Origin of the sequence: Bacillus sp. AFS023182, assembly GCF_002560575.1 — a bacterium.
Classification (GTDB): Bacteria; Bacillota; Bacilli; order Bacillales; family Bacillaceae_G; genus Bacillus_A; species Bacillus_A arachidis.
Window position 1 is genome coordinate 1 of the sequence record NZ_NTRO01000004.1, and the last position, 22,462, is coordinate 22,462.

A 22,462-nucleotide genomic window follows, 5' to 3' on the forward strand; every position below is an offset into this window, starting at 1 on the left:
TGGGGTTCACTTTAAAAAAGGCAGTGCTTTTTTAAAAAAAAATTTGTGAAACTTTTCACAAATTAGACACACACAATTAAAAATATTTCGTGTATAGTAAAATCATGAAATGATGCTTCATACATAAACTTGTGAAATATTTCACAAACGATGGAATTCATGTAGGGAAAGTAATTCTATTTTTTTATGCTAAATGGGACTTTTAGAGACCCTGAGGGACGATTAAAGTCCATATAGCGGAATTGGAGGAATTCACATGGTAGTCAAAGAGAAAGTTGTAAATGAAATGCAAGAAGTAACAGAAATGATTGATACGTTGGTAAAGAACGGTCAGGCAGCTTTACAAGCATTAGAGGATTTTACACAAGAGCAAATTGACAACATTGTACATGAAATGGCACTTGCAGGTGTAGATCAACATATGCCACTTGCAAAAATGGCTGTTGAAGAAACCGGGCGTGGTGTATATGAAGACAAATGCATCAAAAATATATTTGCCACTGAATATATTTGGCATAGTATGAAAAAAGACAAAACAGTAGGAATCATTCATGAGGATCCTCATGAAGAAGTGATCGAAATTGCAGAACCAGTCGGTGTAGTTGCTGGGGTAACACCAGTAACGAATCCAACTTCGACAACGATGTTTAAAGCGTTAATCGCAATGAAAACAAGAAATCCAATTATTTTCGCATTTCATCCTTCTGCACAAAATTGTTCAATTGCAGCAGCAAAAACATTACGTGATGCGGCAGTGAAGGCAGGGGCACCAAAGAATTGTATCCAATGGATCAAAAAACCTTCTGTTGAGGCAACAAAGCAATTAATGAATCATGAAGGGGTTGCGCTTGTTTTAGCAACTGGGGGTGCAGGAATGGTGAAATCAGCATATTCTACTGGTAAACCAGCTCTTGGCGTAGGACCAGGAAACGTACCTTGTTATATAGAGAAATCAGCGCATGTAAAACGTGCTGTAAATGATTTGATTTTATCAAAAACTTTTGATAACGGTATGATTTGTGCTTCTGAACAAGCGATCATTGTAGACAAAGAAATTTACAATGATGTGAAAGAAGAAATGATAGCAAATAATTGTTACTTTGTGACAGAAGATGAGCGTAAAAAATTAGAGAAGCTTGTTATTAATGAAAATACATGTGCAGTAAATAGTGATATCGTCGGAAAATCAGCGTATTATATTGCAGCATTAGTCGGAATTACAGTGCCAGAAGATACAAAAATGCTCGTTGCTGAAATTAAAGGTGTAGGTGCTGATTATCCACTATCTCGCGAGAAATTAAGTCCAGTACTTGCTTGTGTAAAAGCAAATTCACTTGAAGAAGGATTCACATATTGCGAAGGAATGTTAGAATTAGGCGGCTTAGGTCATTCAGCGGTTATTCATTCGACAAATAAAGAAGTGCAAAAACAATTTGGTTTACGTATGAAAGCGTGCCGTCTCATTGTAAACGCACCGTCATCACAAGGTGGAATTGGTGATATATATAATGCATTTATTCCATCACTCACACTTGGATGTGGTTCATATGGAAAGAACTCAGTTTCTCAAAACGTAACGGCAACGCATCTATTAAATATAAAAAGACTTGCAAGTAGAAAAAAGAATTTGCAGTGGTTCAAATTACCACCTAAAATTTATTTTGAAAAACATGCTACAGGGTATTTAGCAAATATGCCAAATATTTCACGCGCATTTATTGTAACGGATCCTGGAATGGTTGAGCTTGGTTATGTGGATACAGTAACGCACTATTTACGTAAACATACAAATGATGTGAAGGTGGAGGTATTCTTTGAAGTAGAGCCAGATCCATCAGATGAAACTGTATTTAAAGGTGCTGAAATGATGAGGAGTTTCAAGCCAGATGTGATTATCGCCCTTGGCGGTGGATCGGCAATGGATGCAGCAAAAGGAATGTGGCTCTTCTATGAGCATCCAGAAACAACATTCTTTGGAATAAAGCAAAAGTTTTTAGATATAAGAAAACGTACATGTAAATATCCGAAGCTTGGGAACAAAGCGCAGTTTGTTGCGATTCCAACAACATCAGGAACAGGGTCAGAAGTGACGCCATTTGCGGTTATTACAGATAAGAAGAATAATATAAAATATCCGTTAGCTGATTATGAATTAACGCCAGATGTAGCGATTGTCGATCCGCAATTTGTCATGACAGTGCCACCGCATGTAACTGCAGACACTGGCATGGATGTATTAACGCATGCAATTGAAGCATACGTGTCTATTATGGCAAATGATTATACAGATGGTTTAGCATTAAAAGCGATTGATCTTGTATTCAAATATTTACCGAGAGCATATAAAGATGGCAAAGACGAAGAGGCGCGTGAGAAAATGCATAACGCTTCTGCGATTGCTGGAATGGCGTTTGCCAATGCGTTCCTTGGCATTAATCATAGTTTGGCGCATAAAATTGGTCCGGAATTTCATATTCCGCACGGACGTGCCAACGCAATCTTAATGCCACATGTTATTCGTTATAATGCAATCAAACCAAGAAAACATGCATTATTCCCAAAATATGAGCACTTTGTTGCTGACGAACGTTATGCCCATATCGCAAGAATGCTTGGACTTCCAGCGAGCACAGTAGAAGAAGGCGTAGAATCACTCGTACAAGCGATTATTACTCTTGGAAAAGAATTGAATATTACTATGAGCATTGCTGGACAAGGTGTGGAACAAGAAGCATTTGAAGAAGTTGTTGGCATGTTAGCGGAAAGAGCCTTTGAAGATCAATGTACAACAGCAAACCCAAAATTACCGCTGATTTCAGAGCTGCAAGAAGTATATATGAAAGCATACAAAGGAGTGTAATAAATGGGAAAGAGCCGCATTTTAGCGGCTCTTTTATTTTGGAAAACTTCTCCCTCATTGGCTGTATTTGCTTGTCTCAGAGGCTATTAGAATATGATACAGTGAGAATGAGGAGTGGTAAAGAGATGAAAGAATTACAACAGAAAATAGCAGATTATATTCGCTTCGGTCAAGTTCTTCTTGCACTAGCCACATTTTTAATGATTGGTTTATTGATTCCGAATGGAGGAAGAGAAACTGTACAATCCTTTGCAATGATGGGTGTTATAGTCTTATTTTTAGGAATGTCATTTTTCTTTTTTAAGCGTGTTAAAGCGTTGCGTGATAGGTTAGAGGAGAACGATTATGAATCAAATTGATAGATGAAACGCTATGAAAAGAGTGTATCTTTTTGTAGCGTTTTTTTCGTATAAAACTTTATATACGATTTATATCAACATTGATAATCTTTATCAATTAGAATGGGGTAGAATTAACTTCTAATTTAAGGTCATTTGTGAACGGAAAGTTCTTGTCCATTGTTAGAACAAGATAAATATCTAGTATATACTTGAAAAATCCCCCCCTCAACTGTAGTTTTCTTTATACTAGTTATGATATGGATGCAGTAGACAAGTCTTTGTCTACTGTCTTTTTTTCGTTAAAACTTGTATATCGCTGTAATCAGTGATGATAAAGTCCGCATACGGTGTTAATTCTTCTATTGCATGTTCATGATTGGCAATGCCTACAGCAATACTTCCAGCCTCTTTAGCCATTTTTACATCTACAATAGTATCTCCAACCATTACTAGATCATTTGGTTTAATATTAAGCTGTTCACATGCTTTGGTAATCATTTCTGGATGAGGCTTTCCGTTTTCTACATCTTCTGGCGTAAAGAGAAATTGAAGAGATGGTATGTTAAGTAAATCAATACATTTTTTTGTTCTCACCTTATTATCTGAGGTAAGAATACCTGTGTATATTCCTTCTTTTTGCAAAGAAATAATGCATTCAGTTATACCTGGAATAGGATGAAAAGCTTGTTCAATGGATAATTGCTCATTACTTTCTTCAAATATGGTAGTAGTAAGCTCTTTGCAACGATGCCATGGATATTTTTTGATTTGATATAAAAGGCTAGCAACAACAATAATTTCTTCTTCTTCAGATGCGACTGCTAATAGGCCTTTAAAATCAACTTTGTTTGGAGGTACAAATCCAACTGCTTTTTCCCACAGCGGTTCATACTTTTTACCGACAATTTGTGAAAACTTGTATTTTCGCAGTCTATCAATTTCCTGCCAAAATGGAATCGCGTGAAATAATGTACCATCCTTATCAAAGGCAATTGCTTTCGTTTCAATAACCTCTCCAGAAATTTGAATTTTCCCCATATTTCATGTCACCTCGTTTATAATAGTTACCATATACTGTACATTCTGAAATGCATTACAGGTCAAGGAGGGAGTTAAGATTTCTACAATTGAAGATATCGCTAAATTAGCCGGAGTGTCTAAAGCAACAGTTTCCCGTGTGATCAATCATCATCCGTATGTACGTCCAGAATTAAGGGCGAGAGTGCAGGCGATTATTGATGAAAAAAATTATGTGCCTGTGGCAACGGCGAAAGATCTACGTCGTCTACAAACAAATTTAATCGGTGTAGTCGTACCAAATTTACATCATCCCTTTTTTAGTCAGTTAATTCAAGAGTTAAGTGGTATTTTAAAAATAGATCGTTATGATGTCGTGATATTACAATCGAATTATGAAGTTGAGAGAGAAAGAGAATTTTTACAATATATTAGGACGAAAAAGTTAGATGGGCTTATTTTTACTACACTTTCTTTGCCAATAGAGGAAATAGAGCTTGCGATAACTTCAGGAGCAATTGTTATTTGTAATGAACATGTAGAAACAGAACTCGTATCTACAGTTCAATTTGATGAAGAGTTAGCCGGTTATATTGGAACGAGGCATCTTTTGGAAAATGGATATACACGTATAGGGTTTTGTTACGATACATTAAAAAGTAAAGCGCAGAGACAGAGATACCAAGGCTATAAACGAGCTTTAAAGGGGTACGATATACAGGTGCAACGAGAATGGATATTTTCGAATTGTTGTGGACTGAAGGATGGAAAGAATATTATACATATCATTCAATCTATGCAAAATGCACCTGATGCAATTTTTTCAGGTAGTGATGAGATAGCTGCTGGAATCATTATGGAAGCGCAGCGATTAAGAATTCGTATCCCACAAGATTTTGGTGTTATGGGATTTGATAATCAAGAACTCTCCATGATCATGCACCCTAATATAACAACGATTAATACCTCCATCAAAAGTATGGCAAAGAATTCTATCGTATTATTGCATAAACAATTACGAGGAGAGCATGTACAGCGTATACAATTGCCTATCTCAGTTATAGAAAGAGAATCTACAAGAAAGGAGTAGGAGTATGTTCCATACAGATCGTTTACAATTTCGTAAATATACAATGGCTGACTTAGAGTTTTATGCATCCTTATGGGGAAATGAAAAAGTAATGCGCTACATTGGGAATGGAATGCCGAAAACATACGCACAGTGTAAAAAAAGTCTTGAAAGCTGGGTGCTTGCTAGTTATAAAAACGGTTTAGGATTATTTCTAATGATTGAAAAGGGAACAGATACACCAATTGGTCACGCAGGGCTCGTTAGGCAACAAGTAGATGGCAAAGAAGAAATTGAAATTGGGTACTGGTTACTTCCTGAATATTGGGGGAAAGGGTATGCAAAGGAAGCAGCAACAGCTTTTCGAGATTACGGCTTTCAAGGGTTAAGACTAAATAAACTCATTTCCCTTATTAATCCAGATCATCCTGCATCTATCTTTGTCGCTCGAAAAACAGGAATGAGTTATGAGAAGACAGCATCATTTCATGGAATAGATATTCTTGTATATGCAATTAAAAGAGCTGGATAAACCCTGCTCTTTTAAAGAATGAGGCCACTCAATACCATTAATAGATTTAAAACTATATGCCATATAGTAGCTGGAATGATGCTATTTGACTTCACAACTATTCCTCCATAAAATATACCAGCTAAAATGAAAGCGGTGGAAACACTCCAAGAAAAACCTAAAGAATAATGCTGCAAACCAAAACCAATGCTTGTAAGCAAAATAGCCCATTTTTCACCAAACTGATTTGTAAACTGATGTAATAAGATTCCTCGCCAAATACATTCTTCTAATGCGCCATTGATAACAGAAAACAATATGGAAAATAACATAATATGTTGTATGTAAGACAAATCTTTTTGCAGTAGAAAAGGTATAAAAGTGATGATATTAATAGAGATGGCGATGATGAGAAATAGATAAATTTTTACTTGATGAGGTCCTTTCCAAATAAAAGGCATATGTAAGGTATGGTTCCATTGTGGTTGATTCCAATTTAGAGATATCCGCTGTTGGCGTGCAAGAGCATCTAAGAGAAATGGTAAAAAAACAAGAAGTAGGCAAAGACGTTTTACAATAATTGTTAGTTCTCTTGAAGAAAATGAAATTTGATTCGTAGCAGATAAATAAAAGGAAAATCCCATTCCAAATAAAAGAGAAGTCCATACAAAACGATGATAATGTTGCTTTTTAAGCAAAGGAAGTAATGTAAGAATCCATAGACTAAAAAATACTATATTAGTAGTTTGCACGGTAATTATAAGGAATGTAAAAGAAAGCAGTAAGGAAAATTTCTCCATCTTTTTCTCCTTTTAAAAAGGTAATATTTATCTCTTAAAGAATAGTATATAACAATAAAAGGGGGAATGGGATTGTATATTTATCATAATGGACTCATTATTCGAGAAGGAACGACAGGTGTACCAGCTTATGCAATTAAAAGTTTATTTGAAGATGCGGGCTGGAGCAACAATAGCATTCCATCTTGGCAAATTGAAAAATTTACGATAGCATTTGAAAATTCAACATGGGCTTTTACGATTTGGGATGATGAAGAAATGATTGCGATGGTTCGTGTCATTTCTGATCAGATCATGGCTGCCAATATTATGGATTTAGTTGTGAAGTATGAATATAGAGGAAAGGGATTAGGCAAGAAGCTCGTTTCCCTTTGTATGCAGAAACTACCCCATGGGGATTGGTTTGCACATACATCTGCGAATAATTTTGATTTTTATCGTAGTTGTGGTTTTGAAGTACGTGATTTATCCCAAAATGGGACATGTGCTTATTACGGTTATAATGAAGCAAAAAAAGAGGGGCATCGATAGAATAGCGTTTGAAAACTATAAAATGAACTATCATTCATTTTATAGTTTTTTTATGTTAAAATTATAAAGAAAATTCAGAATCTTGAAAAGGGGGATGGAATTGAATATTAAAGTAGGAGATATGTTTCGTTATGAAAGAACATTTACAGAAGAAGAGGTTTTGGAATTTGCTCATCTTACAGGGGATAAAGGGAGACATCATATGGAACATGATGAGCAGGGACGTTTAATGGTACATGGTTTATTAACTGCAAGCATTGGAACGAAAATTGGTGGAGATGTACATTACATAGCACGGGAATTTGTAAGTGAATTCATCAGGCCCGTTTTTACTGGAGATACAATTACTTGTGATGTAACTCTTACAAGTGTAGAACAAATGGAAGGGTACAAAAAGGTATCTATGGAGTTGATTTATCGTAATCAAAAAGGTAAAGACGTATTAGTAGGAACAAGTTACGGGATCATACGAGAGTAACGTGTATATTGTTCATATAAAAGTTAAAAGGCATTGCAAACATATCGTTTGCAATGCCTTTTAATATACGCGCTTTCGATTTTCAGCATGGCTAGAGATGAGTAATAATGCAGATTCTTCGCCAATATTACGCACAATATGTGGCACGCATGCACTCCAGGAGAAAGAATCTCCTTCTTCCACAATCGCGATATCTTCTCCATGTTGTACTTCTAATTTACCACGTAATACAAGATGACATTCTTCACCTTCATGAGCATTTGGTGTGTTTTCTTTTGGGAATCCAACTGGAATCTCTACTAAAGATAAACGAAGGCCTCCTTGTTCAGCGACATGCTCAATCCTTTGTTCATCTTTTCCATATACACTATATTTTCGTTCCTCTTTTTTTACAATTTTCATGTGATCTTTTTGCTCAAGTAATAAATAAGGAAGAGGAACGTTTAAAAATTTGGAAATTGTTTCTAAAGTTGAGATGGATGGGGACGTTTTATTATTCTCGACTTGACTCATAAAACCTTTAGAAAGTCCCGTCCCTTCACAAATTTGGGCGATAGTAACGCCTCTGCGTTGACGAATTTCACGTATTGCAGAACCGATATTCATAATAATCAAGCTCCTTTTTTGTAGACAACTATTTGTATCATAGCAAAAAAAAACATTTTTTTCTCAAGAAAAATAAATTGACGAATAAAAATTTTTATTGTATGTTTTGTGATGTGAATAAAAGATTTATATTACAAAACAATAGAGGGGAGAACAAAATGAATCAACATATTGGTAATTTAATTATTCGTATCGTATTAGGAGTAACGTTCTTTATGCATGGTTTGACAAAGTTTCAATCAGGGATTGATAATATTGCAGGATGGTTTACAAGCATTGGTTTACCTGGAGCGCTTGCATACGGCGTAGCGACGGTAGAATTAGTTGGTGGTCTATTATTGATTATTGGTTTAGGTGTACGTTATATTGGATTATTATTCGCACTTATTTTAGTTGGGGCAATTGTAAAAGTGAAATGGTCTGCTGGTTTATTAGGCGATGGAAAGAATCCAGGGTATGAACTAGACCTTGCTTTATTAGCAATGGGCCTTTACTTATTCGTTGTTAAAGCTGAAGGTTTTGTAGATAATTTCTTAAAAGCAACTGTATTCAAAAAAGATTAATCGAAATGGGGGCATAACAATATGAGCTTTCAACTTCATCCCAATACAACACTCGGTGTTGTGCATTTATATGTATCGAATGTAAAGACATCACTGACGTTCTACACAGAGGTATTACGTTTGAAAGTGATAAAAGAAGAAGAAATGATCGTTACGCTTGGTAATGAAAATAATGAACCGCTTCTTATAATAGAGGAGAAAGAAAATGCTCTTCCAAAACAAAGAAGTCGAACTGGTTTATATCACTTTGCAATCTTACTACCAAGTAGACAAGATTTAGCAAATATTCTTCGTCACCTTGTGCAGAAAGTATATCCGTTACATGGCGGGGCAGATCATTACTTTAGCGAAGCAATTTATTTAGCTGACCCAGATGGAAATGGAATTGAAATTTATCAAGATCGTCAAAGAGAAGTGTGGCGAGATGAAAAGGGAGAGCTTCCGTTTGTTAGCAACCCATTAGATGGTGAAGGATTATTGCAACAAGGAAATGCGTGGAACGGATTTCCAAGGGGAACGGTAATGGGGCATATCCATTTGCATGTTGCTGATTTAGAAGAAGCAAAACGTTTCTATGTAGATGGACTTGGATTTGAAGTAACGATTCCAGCTCGAAACGGTGCATTATTTGTTTCAGCAGGTGGTTATCATCATCATGTTGGTTTAAACACATGGCAAGGCGAAGGTGTGCCGCCGCAAATGCAAGATTCCGTTGGTTTGAAATATTTCACCATTGTACTAGCAGATGAAAAACAAAAAGAGCAAATGTGTGAAAGCTTAAAATATATTGGCGCGGTTGTTATGTACAAAGAGGGAATATTACAAGTAGAGGATCCATTTGGCCACTGTATTCACTTAATTACAAAAGGAGAAGCCTAAATAAAGGCTTCTCTTTTTTTACTTTCTTATAATTGCTTTTTCATTTTGTAAAAAAAGTTCATTAAACTGTCTTGCGAGTTCGAAATCAAGTTTTGTTAAACCTTTTGCATTCCATGATGACAAAGTAATAATGACTGCTTTATACTGAATAAGGATAAATGGATGGTGATTGTGTTCTTCTGATAGTTTGGCTGCTTCAGAGACAAATTCGACACCTTTTAAGTAGTCGGAAAACATATATTTTCTTTCAATCCATTTTTCATCTTTCACTGTCCATTTATCTAACTTTGTTAATTCCTCTCGTACTTCTTCATCTGTTAGTCGTTGCATTATTTTTCACATCCTTTATTGAGAGTAGAGTAAGACCATTATTAATTAAACGTTGAACAGATTCGTTTTTTGTAAAAGTAGATAGCTGTTGTAACAACTGAGCAGATGTTTCGTGTCCTTTGTTATGTTCTAAAAGCAATTCTAAAATTTCAAGACGAAGTAACCATTCTTTTGTAAAGAACTGATTTAGGACTTCTTGAATTGTTACTAATTGTTCTACATGTGAATTTTGTAACATGCCTTCATTTCGAATATCGCGAACAGTTTGATACATACGATCAAGCTCCGTTAAGGTAAGTGATGTAGGTGTTTCTTCTGCTTCTTCCTCTACTCCGAAGAATGCTGCCACGTCTGCTGCACCTGGGAATACAGAAGTGATTTCTGAACCAACTGCCATGTCAAACGCTCCCCATGAGGCATCAAATAATAGACGATCTTTGTAAATCACTGTGCAATTTGTAAATGAAATAAGAGCGATTTTTTTATCGTTTTTCACAATATCAGTCACTGTTCCTTTTACGTGAACACCGCTTGTGAAGAAGAGTTCCGCTTGATTACCAATGATAACGCCTAATGATTGTAACTCTTCATCTGTACAATCCTCGAGTGAGATATTTCTTTCTAATAAACCAACTGGTGTACCAAAGCCATCTTGATGTACAGCTGTAGAATGATTTGGTAGTTGTTTATTATTTAGTGCTAATGCAGTCGGTGTGTTTGTTTTCATGTAAATCACTCTACCTGCATCATCTTGAATTTTTTCTGCAAATGTACCTGTAATTTGTAAACCACTACTTAATTGAGCGGTTGCATTGTTTTCAGAACGAATTGCTTTTTCTAATCCTTTTGCGCCACCTGTCTTGAAAGCCATTGTTTCAGAGAAGTTCTCAAGTGCCTCTGTTAATTCTTCAAATGACTCGCATACAAATAGCTGTGGCTGCATTTTTGTAACATCATATGTCGTTTGGATACAAGTTTCAATGGAGAATGGAACTTTTTCAACAGCGTCTGTTAAACAATGTTTGCTCTCACCAACAGAGGAAAGAAGACCAGCACCGTAAATTTTTGGATTATTTATATCTCCAATTAAGCCGTACTCGACTGTCCACCAGAAAAGACGAGAAATTTGTTCTGCTTCTGATAAGCCAGAAACAAGCTTTTGCTTTTCTGCAACTTCTTTTTCAGCTGCTACAACTTCTTCTGGTGTAGAAGTTGGACTTTCTTTCACAATTGTTAAAGTACGTACAGCTTCAAAAGCATCGTGCTCTTCTTTCGTTGAAAATGCTTTTGCTCCAATTTGTCCAAATCGTTTTACATATTTTGCATATGTAGGGTCAAGTAAAATCGGTGCATGCCCAGCTGCTTCATGAACGATATCAGGCGCTGGCGTATATTCAATGTTTTCTACTTTACGAATATCTGTTGCGATCGGTAATAAACCATGCCCTTGAAAATCAAAGAACGCTACGCCAGGAATAAGACCGTCAATCGTTACGGCGCCCCAGCCACTTGGTGCTAAACATTCATTCATTTCTTCCACCTTTGGAATCGCATCTATATTAATACCAGATGATTGCAGTCCGTTCACATAGGCTGGATGAGCAACATCTTTTAAAAAGTTATGATTTTGTCTCATAATGTAACGCCATACAGCGTGATTAATTGGTGTATATTGATCGTAATGCTGCGTGGATACAAATGGTTTTAAATGTGATGGAATTTCTGTTTTTGTTGTCATTCATACATCCTCCTTTTTATACGTAAAAACTGCTCTCGTTTCTTTTACGTATATCACCTCCTTTCAAAATTTGTAAGCGCTTATAAAATTTTATCACAAGATTCGGAATTATTTAATATTTGTTTTGTGAGAAACAGAAAAAGACCCTATCGGAAAATCCGATAGGGGCGGAAAAATAGCGGGATCACCTTAGGTACGAGAATGCTTACATCTCAGTTACTGATAACGGAAAAATCCGTCTTTTTCTTCATGTACAAAGCATTATGAAAAATTATAATTTGCACAAACCATCAGTTCACTGAGTCATAGATATAAGCCGCTACTAGGGATGCCTTAAAAGCTATAATTCGTTCAATTAAATTATGTTTTTTATAAAAATATATTTAAAAAGTTGTCAATGTAATAATCTTTTTCAAATAGTAAATAGGCGGGCATGATAAAGGAGATTAATTATGGGAGGATGAAAGAGAAAGATGTGGAAAAAACTGCTTATTTTTATACTTTGTATTTGTTACTTGCAAGAAACTACTCTTGATGTTCAAGCTGAGGAAAAAGATATACGAGTAGCGTTTATTCGTAATCATGATCTCTGGATCAAACTTGATGGAAAAGAAAAACAAATAACAAAAGGAGAATACATAACAAAACCCAAATGGTCACATGATGGAAAGTGGATTGCATATGCAAAAGGTGAAGAGCAAAAAGAGCTCGAATTGTACCACGTTGTGGATGGGGAAAAAGTTGTTCCTTCTCAAACAGAAGCAACGAATTATCAATGGTCGCCGGTAGAAAATATAATTGCATTTGAATTTACAGGTACATTAAATACATTTGATGCAGAGAAGAAGAATGCAACGTTTGAAAATGTATCATCGGGTGTTGGTGATTATGCATGGTATCCAGATGGAAAGAAATTTCTTGTTTCGTCTGAGGCTCAGTTGCTTCCAACGGGTTGGACAGGAGCACAGTTATATGAAGTACAAAAGGATGCTGGAATGAATCCTAATAAAATGAAACACCTGTATACATTACCGAGTATGCAGGAGGATTTTCTCGCTTATGTTGCAAGTAATTTCAAGTGGTCTCCAAATGGAAAGTGGATTGCATTTTTAGCTGTTCCAACCGCTTCGTGGTCAGCGGATAGTAATACACTTTGTCTTTTGAAAGCGGATGGGAGTCATTTTGAAAAAGTAGATCAAATGTTATTAAATAGCCAGTGGATACAATGGGCTCCATCGAAAAATACATTGGCTTATATTGAAGGAAGCGGGAGAATTGCATTAGAAAATAAACATTTAAAAACAAAAGAAGTCCCTGCCCTTCAGCAAGAAAAATTTACGCCTAAAGGGGATGTTGATTGGGATTTCACATGGCATAATGACGAACTTATTACACTTTCAAGAGCTCGAGAAATGGAGTGGAAAAATGAAGAAGAAAAAAGATCATTCCCTTCTTTATACCAAGTAAATATTCAATCAAATCGCCAGCGCCAAATTACAACTCCCCCAAAAAAATATGGGGATTACAATCCAGTTTATATAAAGCGTGAAAATCAACTGACATGGATGCGTTCTGACCGTAAAAAGGCAGATATGTGGTTGGCGAATGGGGATGGAGCAAAAGCGAAGAAATGGATTGAAAATATAGATGTACCCGAGTGGTATTATGAAAAATGGAATTGGGAAAATGTTATTGCTGTAAAAGAAGATTGAAAAAAGCCGCCTAAAAGATACTTTTAGGTGGCTTTTTCACAATTATTTATGTGTTTTGTTTGGTTTCTTTTTTCCAGGATTTCCATTACCTTGACGCTTTCTATTCTGCTCGTCTTTTGCTTGTTTTTCGTGTATTGTATCTAAAAAATCGTTTGAGTTGTTCATTAATGAATCCTCCCGTAGGTTTCGTTTTATCTTTTTTACTATATCCATTTAGGAAGGAATCATAAGTTGAAAATTAAAAGGTTGTATGTTTTTTTCTGTATTTAAAAATAATTGACTCGGTTGAATTAGAGATAAATCGAGTAAGAAAGACTTCGTTTTGTATCACGCTACTTTTCGTATATTCAAGCACTCATTTTTTTTCGATAATATAAATAATACATTCCGTACATTAGGAAAAGGATGAGTAAAACTTGTAATTCTACATTCTCTTTTAAAATTGTTGCTAAAGGATCTGGTAAGTAAGGAGATTTGCCTCCGCCACTTAGGCCTAATAGTTTATTAAAGAGACTAATGATACAAAACATAAAAACGGCGGACCAACTTGCTGAAATAGCTTTCTGTTTAATTTTCGTCTCGCGTTCATCGTCTTTCATCCAAGGTGTAGAAGCTTTATCGCTTGTAAAGAAGCCATTTATGTATCCCCATATTATCATGCCAATAAAATAAATTACCCAATTCATAATTGGTAAGTTCCTCCCTATTAAAAATAAGTGTTGTAAAAGGTTTTTTACATATATTATCATAATAATTTCCAAGTTATATGTCAAAGGTTTTTTACAGGTAAGGGAGAAGGAATTGGGAAAAAGATATGGAAGAGTAGAGAGTGTAGCAAAAAATATACATATTCATTTAGTAGTAGGAGAGATAAAACTATGAAACTTATTTTCATAAGACATGGTGAAGGGAAACATACAAAAGATTTACCTATGAGCTTGCAATTAGAAAATCCACCTTTAACAGAAGAAGGCGAAAAACAAGCATTGTTACTTCAAAGCAGTTTACCACTACAAGAAAATGATGTATTAATCGCAAGCCCTACGCTTCGAACATTACAAACTGCAGCGATATGGAGCTCACAAGTAGTTTGCCGCAAAATAACACATCCGTATATTTCCCCGCATATTTTTCCTTATCGTGAAGGAGCAAGAACATTACCATGTGACAGGTTGTTAAGTACAAAGGTAATCCAAGAGTTATTTCCTAGTTTTTCTTTAAGAGAAAGTACAAACGATATGTTATGGAATCAGGGAATAAATACGATTTCAGAGAAGAAATTTCAGAATAGAGCAGATGAATTTATCAATTGGTGTTATACATTAAAGGTTGCAAGGATCTGCATCGTTTCCCATGATGGAACAATTACAGCATATAGACAATATTTACAAAAGCAGAGATTAACAAGAGAGGATTTTTTAGAAGAAACAGGTGTGTATGAAATAAACGTATGAATGGAGGTTTTTTATTTGAATATTGCATTAGTAGTTGGCGATAATTCAGATTTAGAAGCACAATCGCTTCGAGCGACGCTTGAGTATTTTGGAGCAAGAGTTATTACATATTGGATTGGTCGACCGCAAGATTTGATGGATGTTCTTTCGGGGAAAAGTTTGTATGAAGATATGGATTATATTATTTTTTGCTTTCATGGTGAAGAAGGCGAATTTGTAATGGGGGAATTAGGGGAAGATATATATGAAGAAGATGAACCAAGAGGGAACTTTGGTGTAGCTGAAATTAAACAATATGCAAAATTGCATAACAAGTATATTATCAATAGCGGGTGTACTTTAGGAGATCCAAAACTTGCAACAGCATTTTTAAATAGTGGTGTAAAAGTTTATATAGGCTCAACAGATTATGTGGATGGAAATGCAGCACTTATGTTTACAATACGTTTATTTTACGGGCTTATTAATCATCAAAAAACAATAGATGATGCATTTCAAGATGCGAAATTATTAGATGATGAGACTTTGACATTTGAATTATATAGAGAATGAAACGTACTTATCCGAATATTGGATAAGCACGTTTCACATTTACCGCATAGTTTCTTTGTGAAAAATAATGAAAATCATTATCAATTATGGTATGATATTTTCAAGTTTTTACAGGAGAATAAAAGTAACTATATAAATGTTAGTTTTTAACATTTCGTGTAATCTTCACAAATTATTCATAATTAATATTTAAAAAATAAGTAACTAATGTTATTATATTACCTGTAACTAACTTAATTACATCTTGAGGAGGAGAGTATGGTTATTCAATTTTTAAGAGAAAACAAAGCAGTTTCTTTTGTATTAGCAGTTATCCGTGTTTATTTGGGGTACACATGGTTGATGGCTGGAATCGGAAAGTTACAAGGGAAAGGATTTGATGCGACAGGTTATTTACAGGGGGCTATTGAAAAGTCAAAAGGAGCACAACCAGCCGTACAATCTTGGTGGGCGTCATTCTTGCAAGACTTCGCAATTCCGAATGTTGATATGTTTAACACGCTTGTAATGTGGGGAGAAATTCTAGTTGGAATAGGTTTAATTGTAGGTTGTTTAACGAAAACAGCTGTCTTTTTTGGCCTTGTAATGAACTTTTCCTATATGTTTAGTGGGTCTCTAGGTGTAAATCCACAAATGGTTATTTTATCTATGTTCGTTTTAGTTGCTGGCATGAATGCTGGAAAACTTGGAGTGGATGGTTGGATTGTACCTAAATTACTAGGATCAAAAAGGCAAAAAAGACAGAAGCAAGCTGCTTAACATATGAAACGGGTATCTCAAAGATGAGATACCCATTTTTATTGCTTTGTTGTTTCGATTGGATTCTTTTCAAAGAATTCTTTTACATAGCCTATAAATTCTTTCGGTTCTTGGCGGAATGGGGCATGATAACCCTTTTCAATAATATGGAAGGTGCTGTTTTTTAAAAACTGATGATAAGATTCGCCTTCTTTCCATGATACACTACTATCATTTCTGCCCCAAATAATTAAAGTCGGAAGTTTGATTTCACTAGCATTAATCTTAAGTCGCCTTGGCCACATTTTCATTTGGTTATAATGTTCTGTATCATCGCGTTTAAATTTCACTTTGCTTTCATCATAATCCGTAATAGAAGATACAGTATTCAAATCAGTGGATAACTGTGGTTTAGGTGAAGCATTTCTATTTGTTAATGATATAGCCCCTGTAGCATCCGTTAAAATGAGATGGGTAACTGCACTTGGATATAAATATGTTAAATTAAGGGAAATTTCCCCGCCCATAGAGTGACCTAGTACTGCAAAAGTATCATATCCTAGTTTTTTCATTAACTTATAATAAAGGTTGGCGTGATTAGGAAAAGAGTATGGAAAATCCATTGGTTTAGAAGAATGGCCAAATCCTAAAACATCAACGGAGATAATTGTATGATCTTTTGCTAAGTCTGAATAAATATCGCTAAAGCCATTGGATGAACCGCCAAACCCATGAAGCATAAGTAATGGTGGTTTCTTTTCCCCAATTTGTTTAAAGTAAATAGTTTGCCCGTCTATCTCGACCATTTTTTCATCTGTTGTTAGCTTTGTTTCAATTGTATTTTTAACTTGTTTTACTGCTTCTACTGGCTTGTCTGCTGCATTGCAACCCACTAATAATGTAATAGCAAGGCAACTTACCATATAACACTTCATTCGTTTCAAGCAGGTGTCCCCTTTCTAACATAACGCTGTATCCATCATAGCAAATAAATGGTCGCGATTTCCAGATGGGTGACTTCCATTTTTTATCATAAGCGGCGAAAGAAGTGTTTCTTGAAACTCTTTCGATTCCAAGTGTGCTCGAAATGTGAATTGTGAGTGTGGAACATCTATACGGACTGTTCCATTCCAGCTCATGCAAATGGATTGTAATAATTGGATTGCATCTTCATCACGCTTAGCTATAAGAGGGGTAATGCAGAGTGTATTTCCTTTTTGTATACACAGTGCAAAAGCTTCGATTCTATGTTTTTTTTCAATTTTGAATGCGAGTGTTGCTCTAGATAGTAATATCGAATAGAGCTTTGGACGATGCGCCCCTGTCACGGTTTGATCAAGCTTAATGAGAGAGTTAAGATCATATGGCTCAATCTGCTTTAAATGGGAGTGGTTCGTAGGTGTGTTCGTAACAAATTTTTCAAAGCGATGGATTGTTGTAACGGTCGTAAAGCCGCATGTTTGGTACAAAGGTATACCAGCATCTGTTGCAATGAGCATAACAGGAAGGGAAGCGGATGTTTGCTGCATGCAAATATCGAGTAAAGTACGACCAAGCCCTTGTTTTTGAAAATCGGGATGAACCATTAGCATACCGATAGAAGAAAATCCAGATTCAGAAGGGAATACCCCACAAGTAGCAATTAGTTTTTCATGATGTGTATAGCCAAATAAATTTCCGATAGATAGGTACATTTTAAATTGTTTTTGCATAAATAATCGGGGTTGTAACCATCCAACAGCTTCGCAAAGAGAAATGAGCTGTGGAATACTTGGGTCGTTTAGCTTTTGTATTTGCATATTGAATCACCACATTTCTAATCTAGTAGAAATATTTTATCATGAAAAATAAATATTCAATTATAAATAGAGAGAATGTAAAGTATTGAAAAATACACATGATCACCTTTCTTTTTTGTAAAGGTGACCAAACTAGATAATATAAGACAAAGATATACAAATTATAACGAAAATTTACACAACTTAACAAAATGTTTACATGAAGCTAACTTTTCCTTAATAGTCTTCCTTTAAATTGGGTATTGGGAACTTAATAACTAATAACCTATTAGGGGGACATGAAAAGTGAAAAAGTTTATGAAGAAAGCATGGCCATTTGCGGTTGTGACATCGTTAGCACTTACTTCAGCTGTAACGTGGGGCGTAACACGTTCAGATGTAATTAAAGCGGATGGAAAAGCAGGTGATACAAAAATTAAAAATGTAATTGTTTTAATTGGAGATGGCATGGGACCTTCGTATATGACTGCCCATCGTTATATGAAAGATAATCCAAAAACATTTGAAATGGAGTCAACAGAATTTGATAAACATCTTGTAGGAACACAAAAAACATATCCAGAAGATGAGCATCAAAATATTACAGATTCTGCATCAGCTGCAACAGCAATGTCGGCAGGTGTAAAAACATACAATGCAGCAATTGCGGTGGATAATGATAAGGCAGAAGTAAAAACAGTACTTGAACAAGCAAAGGCGCAAGGGAAATCAACAGGTTTAGTTGCCACTTCTGAAATTACACATGCAACGCCAGCTGCTTTTGGAGCGCATGATATTAGCCGTAAAAATATGGATGCAATTGCAAATGATTACTTCGATGAGAAAATTAACGGGAAACACAAGGTAGATGTTCTTCTTGGTGGTGGTGTAAATAACTTTGTAAGAAAAGATCGTAATCTTACAGAAGAATTTAAGAAGTCAGGTTATAGTTATGTAACAGATCGTGAGCAATTATTGAATGATAAAAGTGATCAAATTCTTGGCTTGTTCGCACCAGGTGGCTTAGATAAAATGATTGATCGTAATGAAAAAGCACCTTCGTTAGAAGAAATGACAAATGCAGCAATCAATCGTTTAAATAAAAACGATAAAGGTTTCTTCTTAATGGTAGAAGGTAGCCAAATTGACTGGGCTGGACATGATAACGACGTTGTTGGTGCGATGAGTGAAATGGAAGACTTTGAGAAAGCATTTAAAGCAGCGATTGAATTTGCGAAGAAAGATAAACATACATTAGTTATTGCAACAGCTGATCATTCTACAGGTGGGTTCTCTCTTGGTGTAAATGGTGAATATAACTTTGATGCAAATGCAATTAAAGCGGCAAAACGTACACCGGACTTTATGGCAAATGAAATTGCAAAAGGTGCAAATGTAGAAGAAACGTTGAAAACATACATTGATTTACAATTAACACCAGAAGAAATTAAAGCTGTGAATGATATTGCGTCATCAAAAGATGTAACAAAAATTGATAATGCGATTGAGGAAATCTTCAATAAACGTTCATTTACAGGCTGGACAACAGGTGGACATACTGGGGAAGACGTGAATGTATATGCATTTGGACCAGGTAAATATCTATTCACAGGCGTTCAAGAAAATACAAACATAGCAAAACGTGTCTTCGATATTGTTGGTGGCGGTGACCCTAATAAAGGCAGACAATAGTTATGGAGTAAAGCGAGGCGTTTTGCCTTGCTTTTTCTTTTTGGGAGGAATATTGAATGCGAAATTTCACTAAGAAAATAGGATTTGTTAGTATAGTGGGACTATTGTTAATGGGATGTCAATCAGAGCAGGAAATGAAGAAAATAGATGGAGAGAAGAAAGGAGTAATGGTACAAAAAGAAACGAAGATACATGTAACACCAGAAGAAGAAAAAGAAATTCATAATGTAATAGAGGCGTTTGTACAGACGACAAACGAAAAAAAATTCGATCAACATATGGCTCTGTTTTCGGACAAAATAGTTGGTGCTGAAGACTTACGAACACAAAAGGCAGCTGCATTTCAAAGAGAAAATAAGAAAATTGAGTTGAATGATGTGCAGGTGAAAAACTTCAAGAGGGATTATGTTGTTGTTGAAACAGCGGAGAAAGAAATAGATGGTGGAAGATCTTTTCAGAAAAAGGTACAGTATGCACTTGGGAAAGAAGAAGAACATTGGAGAATTGAAGAAGTTCGGACGATAGAAAAGACATAAAGAAAGAAAGGTTCTCATATGAGGAGAACCTTTCTTTATAATGGGAGTAAAATTTGACTTGAACATGCTTCAATCTCATCGATATCTTGGCGAATGGTCGCCATTTTATTATCTAGTTCTTCTGCTTTCATGGCAGCATCGTGAAGTTCATCTTTTAAATAATCGGGAATATTCCCTTCATATTTATAGTAGAGTTTATGCTCTAAACTTGCCCAAAAGTCCATTGCGAGTGTACGCAATTGAATTTCTGCAAATACCTCTTTTGTACCAGAATTTAACGCTAATGGATATTTAATAATCATATGCAAACTTTTATAGCCATTGGATTTTGGATTATCGATGTAGTCCTTTACTTCTACAATTTCCATATCTTCACGATTTTCAATGACTTGCTTTAAGTGATAAATATCTTCCACAAAGCAACATGTAATCCGGATGCCGATAATGTCTTGCAAATGCGTTTGCGCGTTTTCGATAGTTGGTGCTAAATTTTTGCGCTCGAGTTTTTTAACGATGCTGTCAGGTTGTTTTAATCTTGTTTTTATATGTTCAAACGGGTTATAGTCCTCTAGAAATTGAGCTTCCCGGTTCATAATTTCGAATTTTGTTTTCAACTCTTCTAAAGCGAATGTATAAGGTAATACAAATGCCTTCCAATAGTTAACGGTTGATTGATTATATTTCATTTATATACACACCTTTTCATATTTGCAAATAAGGTTGCTTATTTATACTAAATACCAGATCATATAAGCACATGCAGCAAATGATGAGATCATAAAACGGTATTTGGCTTTCATTTCTGTATCTCCTTTCTAATTAAATTTCATATATCAATAAAATGGATTGTTAGTAAATTGATTATGTACAGCTCTAATAATAATAGATTGATGTGAATTTCGTATGAACTAATTGTTTCAGTTTTTTGTCTTTTTAGAATGATTTCAACAAATCATTTGGATAGAGTTTATAATAGGGAAATTGACAAAAAGAATAATAGCATTTATTATATAAATCGTAATGATTACGTTTTAGTTGTGATTTTTTAAGAAAAGGAGGCCTACATATGCGCGTGAATATTACATTAGCTTGTACAGAATGCGGTGATCGTAATTATATTACGAAGAAAAATAAGCGAAATAATCCGGAACGTATTGAACTAAAAAAATACTGTCCACGTTTAAAGCGAGTGACGTTGCATCGTGAAACGAAGTAAAGCGGCTAGAGAAATCTAGCTGTTTTTTTATTTCTTCCATGGGACGAGGAATTCGCTATACTGATGCACATACTGGAGAGGTGATTTGGAGTACATAGGATAAGTTTTTAAAAGTTCTTGTGGCTATGTCACAAGAATTTTTTTATGCATCGCTATTCTTAAGTAGGTACAGACACAAACAACCACCCGCCCACATACATATAGTAAAGACCATTATTTTTGCGGAGGTGAAGAGTTTGAGTCTGTTCGCCGCAATTGGATACATGATTCGCGAAGTGTTTATATTTGTTTCTTATGTTAAAAACAATGCATTTCCACAACCACTGTCATCAGATGATGAAAAAAAGTACTTAGAGCTGATGGAACAAGGTGATGCTCATGCGAGAAATTTGTTAATTGAACATAATTTACGGCTTGTGGCTCATATTGTTAAGAAATTTGAAAACACAGGTGAAGATGCGGAAGATTTAATTTCTATCGGAACGATTGGGCTTATTAAAGCAATTGAAAGTTATTCAGCAGGGAAAGGGACGAAGTTGGCGACATATGCGGCTCGTTGCATTGAAAACGAAATTTTAATGCATTTGCGTGTACTAAAGAAAACCAAAAAAGACGTTTCACTTCATGACCCGATTGGACAGGACAAGGAAGGAAATGAAATATCACTTATCGATATTTTGAAATCTGAGTCTGAAGATGTCATTGATATGATTCAGCTTAGTATGGAATTAGAAAAAATTAAAGAGTATATCGATATTTTAGATGAGCGCGAAAAAGAAGTCATTGTGAAGCGCTTTGGGCTTGGATTGGATAAAGAAAAAACACAGCGAGAAATTGCGAAAGCACTAGGGATTTCAAGAAGTTACGTGTCACGGATTGAGAAGCGGGCACTGATGAAAATGTTTCATGAATTTGTGCGGGCAGAAAAGGAGAAAAAAGGAAAAGCATAAAGATGCATGAAACGGCTGCGGTTGAAACGCAGCCGTTTTTCTTTTAATGAAAAGGGAATAAAACAAGAAACTCTAAGAAGAAATATACGTTCACTGTTGAAAATGATGGGT

At 35.4% G+C, this 22,462-nt stretch carries 26 protein-coding genes; 16 read left to right on the plus strand and 10 right to left on the minus strand.

The window, feature by feature from the left end:
* Positions 1-256: 256 nt before the first annotated feature.
* On the plus strand, positions 257-2,860 hold the full coding sequence (gene adhE / locus CN288_RS01620; RefSeq protein WP_098301757.1) for a bifunctional acetaldehyde-CoA/alcohol dehydrogenase: 2,604 nt from the start codon (positions 257-259) through the stop codon (positions 2,858-2,860).
* 125 nt (positions 2,861-2,985) lie between these two features.
* A complete protein-coding gene (locus tag CN288_RS01625) occupies positions 2,986-3,219 on the plus strand; it encodes a YrhC family protein (protein ID WP_026593450.1) in 234 nt (77 codons plus the stop codon).
* A gap of 264 nt (positions 3,220-3,483) precedes the next feature.
* Here the strand turns inward: CN288_RS01625 and CN288_RS01630 are convergent, their stop codons facing one another.
* Complete coding sequence (locus tag CN288_RS01630) at positions 3,484-4,239, minus strand: HAD family hydrolase (protein WP_026593449.1); 756 nt, start codon at positions 4,237-4,239, stop codon at positions 3,484-3,486.
* Positions 4,240-4,354: 115 nt separating this feature from the next.
* On the opposite strand from CN288_RS01630, the gene CN288_RS01635 reads away from it, so the two are divergent.
* Together CN288_RS01635 and CN288_RS01640 are read left to right on the plus strand one after the other, a co-directional pair.
* A complete protein-coding gene (locus CN288_RS01635) occupies positions 4,355-5,308 on the plus strand; it encodes a LacI family DNA-binding transcriptional regulator (protein WP_026593448.1) in 954 nt (317 codons plus the stop codon).
* A gap of 4 nt (positions 5,309-5,312) precedes the next feature.
* On the plus strand, positions 5,313-5,819 hold the full coding sequence (locus tag CN288_RS01640; RefSeq protein WP_026593447.1) for a GNAT family N-acetyltransferase: 507 nt from the start codon (positions 5,313-5,315) through the stop codon (positions 5,817-5,819).
* A gap of 11 nt (positions 5,820-5,830) precedes the next feature.
* Here the strand turns inward: CN288_RS01640 and CN288_RS01645 are convergent, their stop codons facing one another.
* Positions 5,831-6,598, minus strand: a complete 768-nt coding sequence (locus CN288_RS01645; protein ID WP_098301758.1) for a CPBP family intramembrane glutamic endopeptidase — start codon at positions 6,596-6,598, stop codon at positions 5,831-5,833.
* A 72-nt stretch (positions 6,599-6,670) separates the two neighbouring features.
* On the opposite strand from CN288_RS01645, the gene CN288_RS01650 reads away from it, so the two are divergent.
* Positions 6,671-7,129 (plus strand): GNAT family N-acetyltransferase, encoded by a 459-nt coding sequence (locus tag CN288_RS01650; protein ID WP_090687568.1) that lies wholly within the window; start codon positions 6,671-6,673, stop codon positions 7,127-7,129.
* A gap of 100 nt (positions 7,130-7,229) precedes the next feature.
* Positions 7,230-7,607, plus strand: coding sequence for a MaoC/PaaZ C-terminal domain-containing protein (locus CN288_RS01655; protein WP_026593445.1), 378 nt, complete (start codon positions 7,230-7,232; stop codon positions 7,605-7,607).
* A 60-nt stretch (positions 7,608-7,667) separates the two neighbouring features.
* Here the strand turns inward: CN288_RS01655 and CN288_RS01660 are convergent, their stop codons facing one another.
* Positions 7,668-8,213 carry a helix-turn-helix domain-containing protein gene (locus CN288_RS01660; protein WP_026593444.1) on the minus strand — a complete coding sequence of 182 codons (546 nt, stop codon included), beginning with the start codon at positions 8,211-8,213 and terminating at the stop codon, positions 7,668-7,670.
* Between the two features lie 158 nt (positions 8,214-8,371).
* Here CN288_RS01660 and CN288_RS01665 point away from each other — a divergent pair, with 158 nt between their 5' ends.
* Both CN288_RS01665 and CN288_RS01670 read left to right on the plus strand, forming a co-directional pair.
* Positions 8,372-8,776, plus strand: coding sequence for a DoxX family protein (locus CN288_RS01665; RefSeq protein ID WP_026593443.1), 405 nt, complete (start codon positions 8,372-8,374; stop codon positions 8,774-8,776).
* A 21-nt stretch (positions 8,777-8,797) separates the two neighbouring features.
* Positions 8,798-9,655: a VOC family protein gene (locus CN288_RS01670; protein ID WP_026593442.1), complete on the plus strand. Its 858-nt coding sequence runs from the start codon at positions 8,798-8,800 to the stop codon at positions 9,653-9,655.
* Between the two features lie 18 nt (positions 9,656-9,673).
* On the opposite strand, the gene CN288_RS01675 is transcribed toward CN288_RS01670, so the two are convergent.
* Together CN288_RS01675 and CN288_RS01680 are read right to left on the minus strand one after the other, a co-directional pair.
* Positions 9,674-9,988, minus strand: a complete 315-nt coding sequence (locus CN288_RS01675; protein ID WP_026593441.1) for a 4a-hydroxytetrahydrobiopterin dehydratase — start codon at positions 9,986-9,988, stop codon at positions 9,674-9,676.
* Positions 9,966-11,723, minus strand: a complete 1,758-nt coding sequence (locus tag CN288_RS01680; protein ID WP_026593440.1) for an aromatic amino acid hydroxylase — start codon at positions 11,721-11,723, stop codon at positions 9,966-9,968. Before CN288_RS01680 ends, CN288_RS01675 begins: the two co-directional genes overlap by 23 nt.
* Positions 11,724-12,196: 473 nt before the next feature.
* Between CN288_RS01680 and CN288_RS01685 the strand changes: the two genes are divergently transcribed.
* A complete protein-coding gene (locus CN288_RS01685; RefSeq protein WP_090687563.1) occupies positions 12,197-13,435 on the plus strand; it encodes a TolB family protein in 1,239 nt (412 codons plus the stop codon).
* A gap of 42 nt (positions 13,436-13,477) precedes the next feature.
* Here the strand turns inward: CN288_RS01685 and CN288_RS01690 are convergent, their stop codons facing one another.
* Positions 13,478-13,600 carry a DUF4023 domain-containing protein gene (locus tag CN288_RS01690; RefSeq protein WP_090687561.1) on the minus strand — a complete coding sequence of 41 codons (123 nt, stop codon included), beginning with the start codon at positions 13,598-13,600 and terminating at the stop codon, positions 13,478-13,480.
* Between the two features lie 182 nt (positions 13,601-13,782).
* Positions 13,783-14,121 (minus strand): hypothetical protein, encoded by a 339-nt coding sequence (locus tag CN288_RS01695; RefSeq protein ID WP_026589848.1) that lies wholly within the window; start codon positions 14,119-14,121, stop codon positions 13,783-13,785.
* Between the two features lie 192 nt (positions 14,122-14,313).
* Between CN288_RS01695 and CN288_RS01700 the strand changes: the two genes are divergently transcribed.
* The 3 genes from CN288_RS01700 to CN288_RS01710 all read left to right on the plus strand — a co-directional run bounded on the left by CN288_RS01700 (position 14,314) and on the right by CN288_RS01710 (position 16,200).
* Positions 14,314-14,889, plus strand: a complete 576-nt coding sequence (locus CN288_RS01700; protein WP_098301759.1) for a histidine phosphatase family protein — start codon at positions 14,314-14,316, stop codon at positions 14,887-14,889.
* Positions 14,890-15,441, plus strand: coding sequence for a delta-aminolevulinic acid dehydratase (locus CN288_RS01705; RefSeq protein ID WP_035414319.1), 552 nt, complete (start codon positions 14,890-14,892; stop codon positions 15,439-15,441).
* Positions 15,442-15,699: 258 nt separating this feature from the next.
* The gene (locus CN288_RS01710; RefSeq protein ID WP_026589851.1) at positions 15,700-16,200 is read left to right on the plus strand and encodes a DoxX family protein; all 501 of its coding nucleotides are present in this window, start codon (positions 15,700-15,702) and stop codon (positions 16,198-16,200) included.
* Between the two features lie 38 nt (positions 16,201-16,238).
* Here CN288_RS01710 and CN288_RS01715 read toward each other — a convergent pair whose 3' ends face one another.
* Both CN288_RS01715 and CN288_RS01720 read right to left on the minus strand, forming a co-directional pair.
* Complete coding sequence (locus tag CN288_RS01715; RefSeq protein WP_372440519.1) at positions 16,239-17,114, minus strand: alpha/beta fold hydrolase; 876 nt, start codon at positions 17,112-17,114, stop codon at positions 16,239-16,241.
* Between the two features lie 24 nt (positions 17,115-17,138).
* Positions 17,139-17,978, minus strand: coding sequence for a GNAT family N-acetyltransferase (locus CN288_RS01720; RefSeq protein WP_098301760.1), 840 nt, complete (start codon positions 17,976-17,978; stop codon positions 17,139-17,141).
* 285 nt (positions 17,979-18,263) lie between these two features.
* Here CN288_RS01720 and CN288_RS01725 point away from each other — a divergent pair, with 285 nt between their 5' ends.
* The gene (locus tag CN288_RS01725) at positions 18,264-19,649 is read left to right on the plus strand and encodes an alkaline phosphatase (RefSeq protein WP_026589854.1); all 1,386 of its coding nucleotides are present in this window, start codon (positions 18,264-18,266) and stop codon (positions 19,647-19,649) included.
* Between the two features lie 56 nt (positions 19,650-19,705).
* On the plus strand, positions 19,706-20,185 hold the full coding sequence (locus CN288_RS01730; RefSeq protein WP_026589855.1) for a hypothetical protein: 480 nt from the start codon (positions 19,706-19,708) through the stop codon (positions 20,183-20,185).
* A gap of 35 nt (positions 20,186-20,220) precedes the next feature.
* Here CN288_RS01730 and CN288_RS01735 read toward each other — a convergent pair whose 3' ends face one another.
* Positions 20,221-20,871: a GTP pyrophosphokinase gene (locus tag CN288_RS01735; RefSeq protein WP_026589856.1), complete on the minus strand. Its 651-nt coding sequence runs from the start codon at positions 20,869-20,871 to the stop codon at positions 20,221-20,223.
* 380 nt (positions 20,872-21,251) lie between these two features.
* Between CN288_RS01735 and rpmG the strand changes: the two genes are divergently transcribed.
* Both rpmG and sigK read left to right on the plus strand, forming a co-directional pair.
* Positions 21,252-21,401 (plus strand): 50S ribosomal protein L33, encoded by a 150-nt coding sequence (gene rpmG, locus CN288_RS01740; RefSeq protein ID WP_001265619.1) that lies wholly within the window; start codon positions 21,252-21,254, stop codon positions 21,399-21,401.
* 236 nt (positions 21,402-21,637) lie between these two features.
* The gene (gene sigK / locus CN288_RS01745) at positions 21,638-22,351 is read left to right on the plus strand and encodes an RNA polymerase sporulation sigma factor SigK (RefSeq protein ID WP_026589857.1); all 714 of its coding nucleotides are present in this window, start codon (positions 21,638-21,640) and stop codon (positions 22,349-22,351) included.
* Positions 22,352-22,462: the final 111 nt, after the last annotated feature.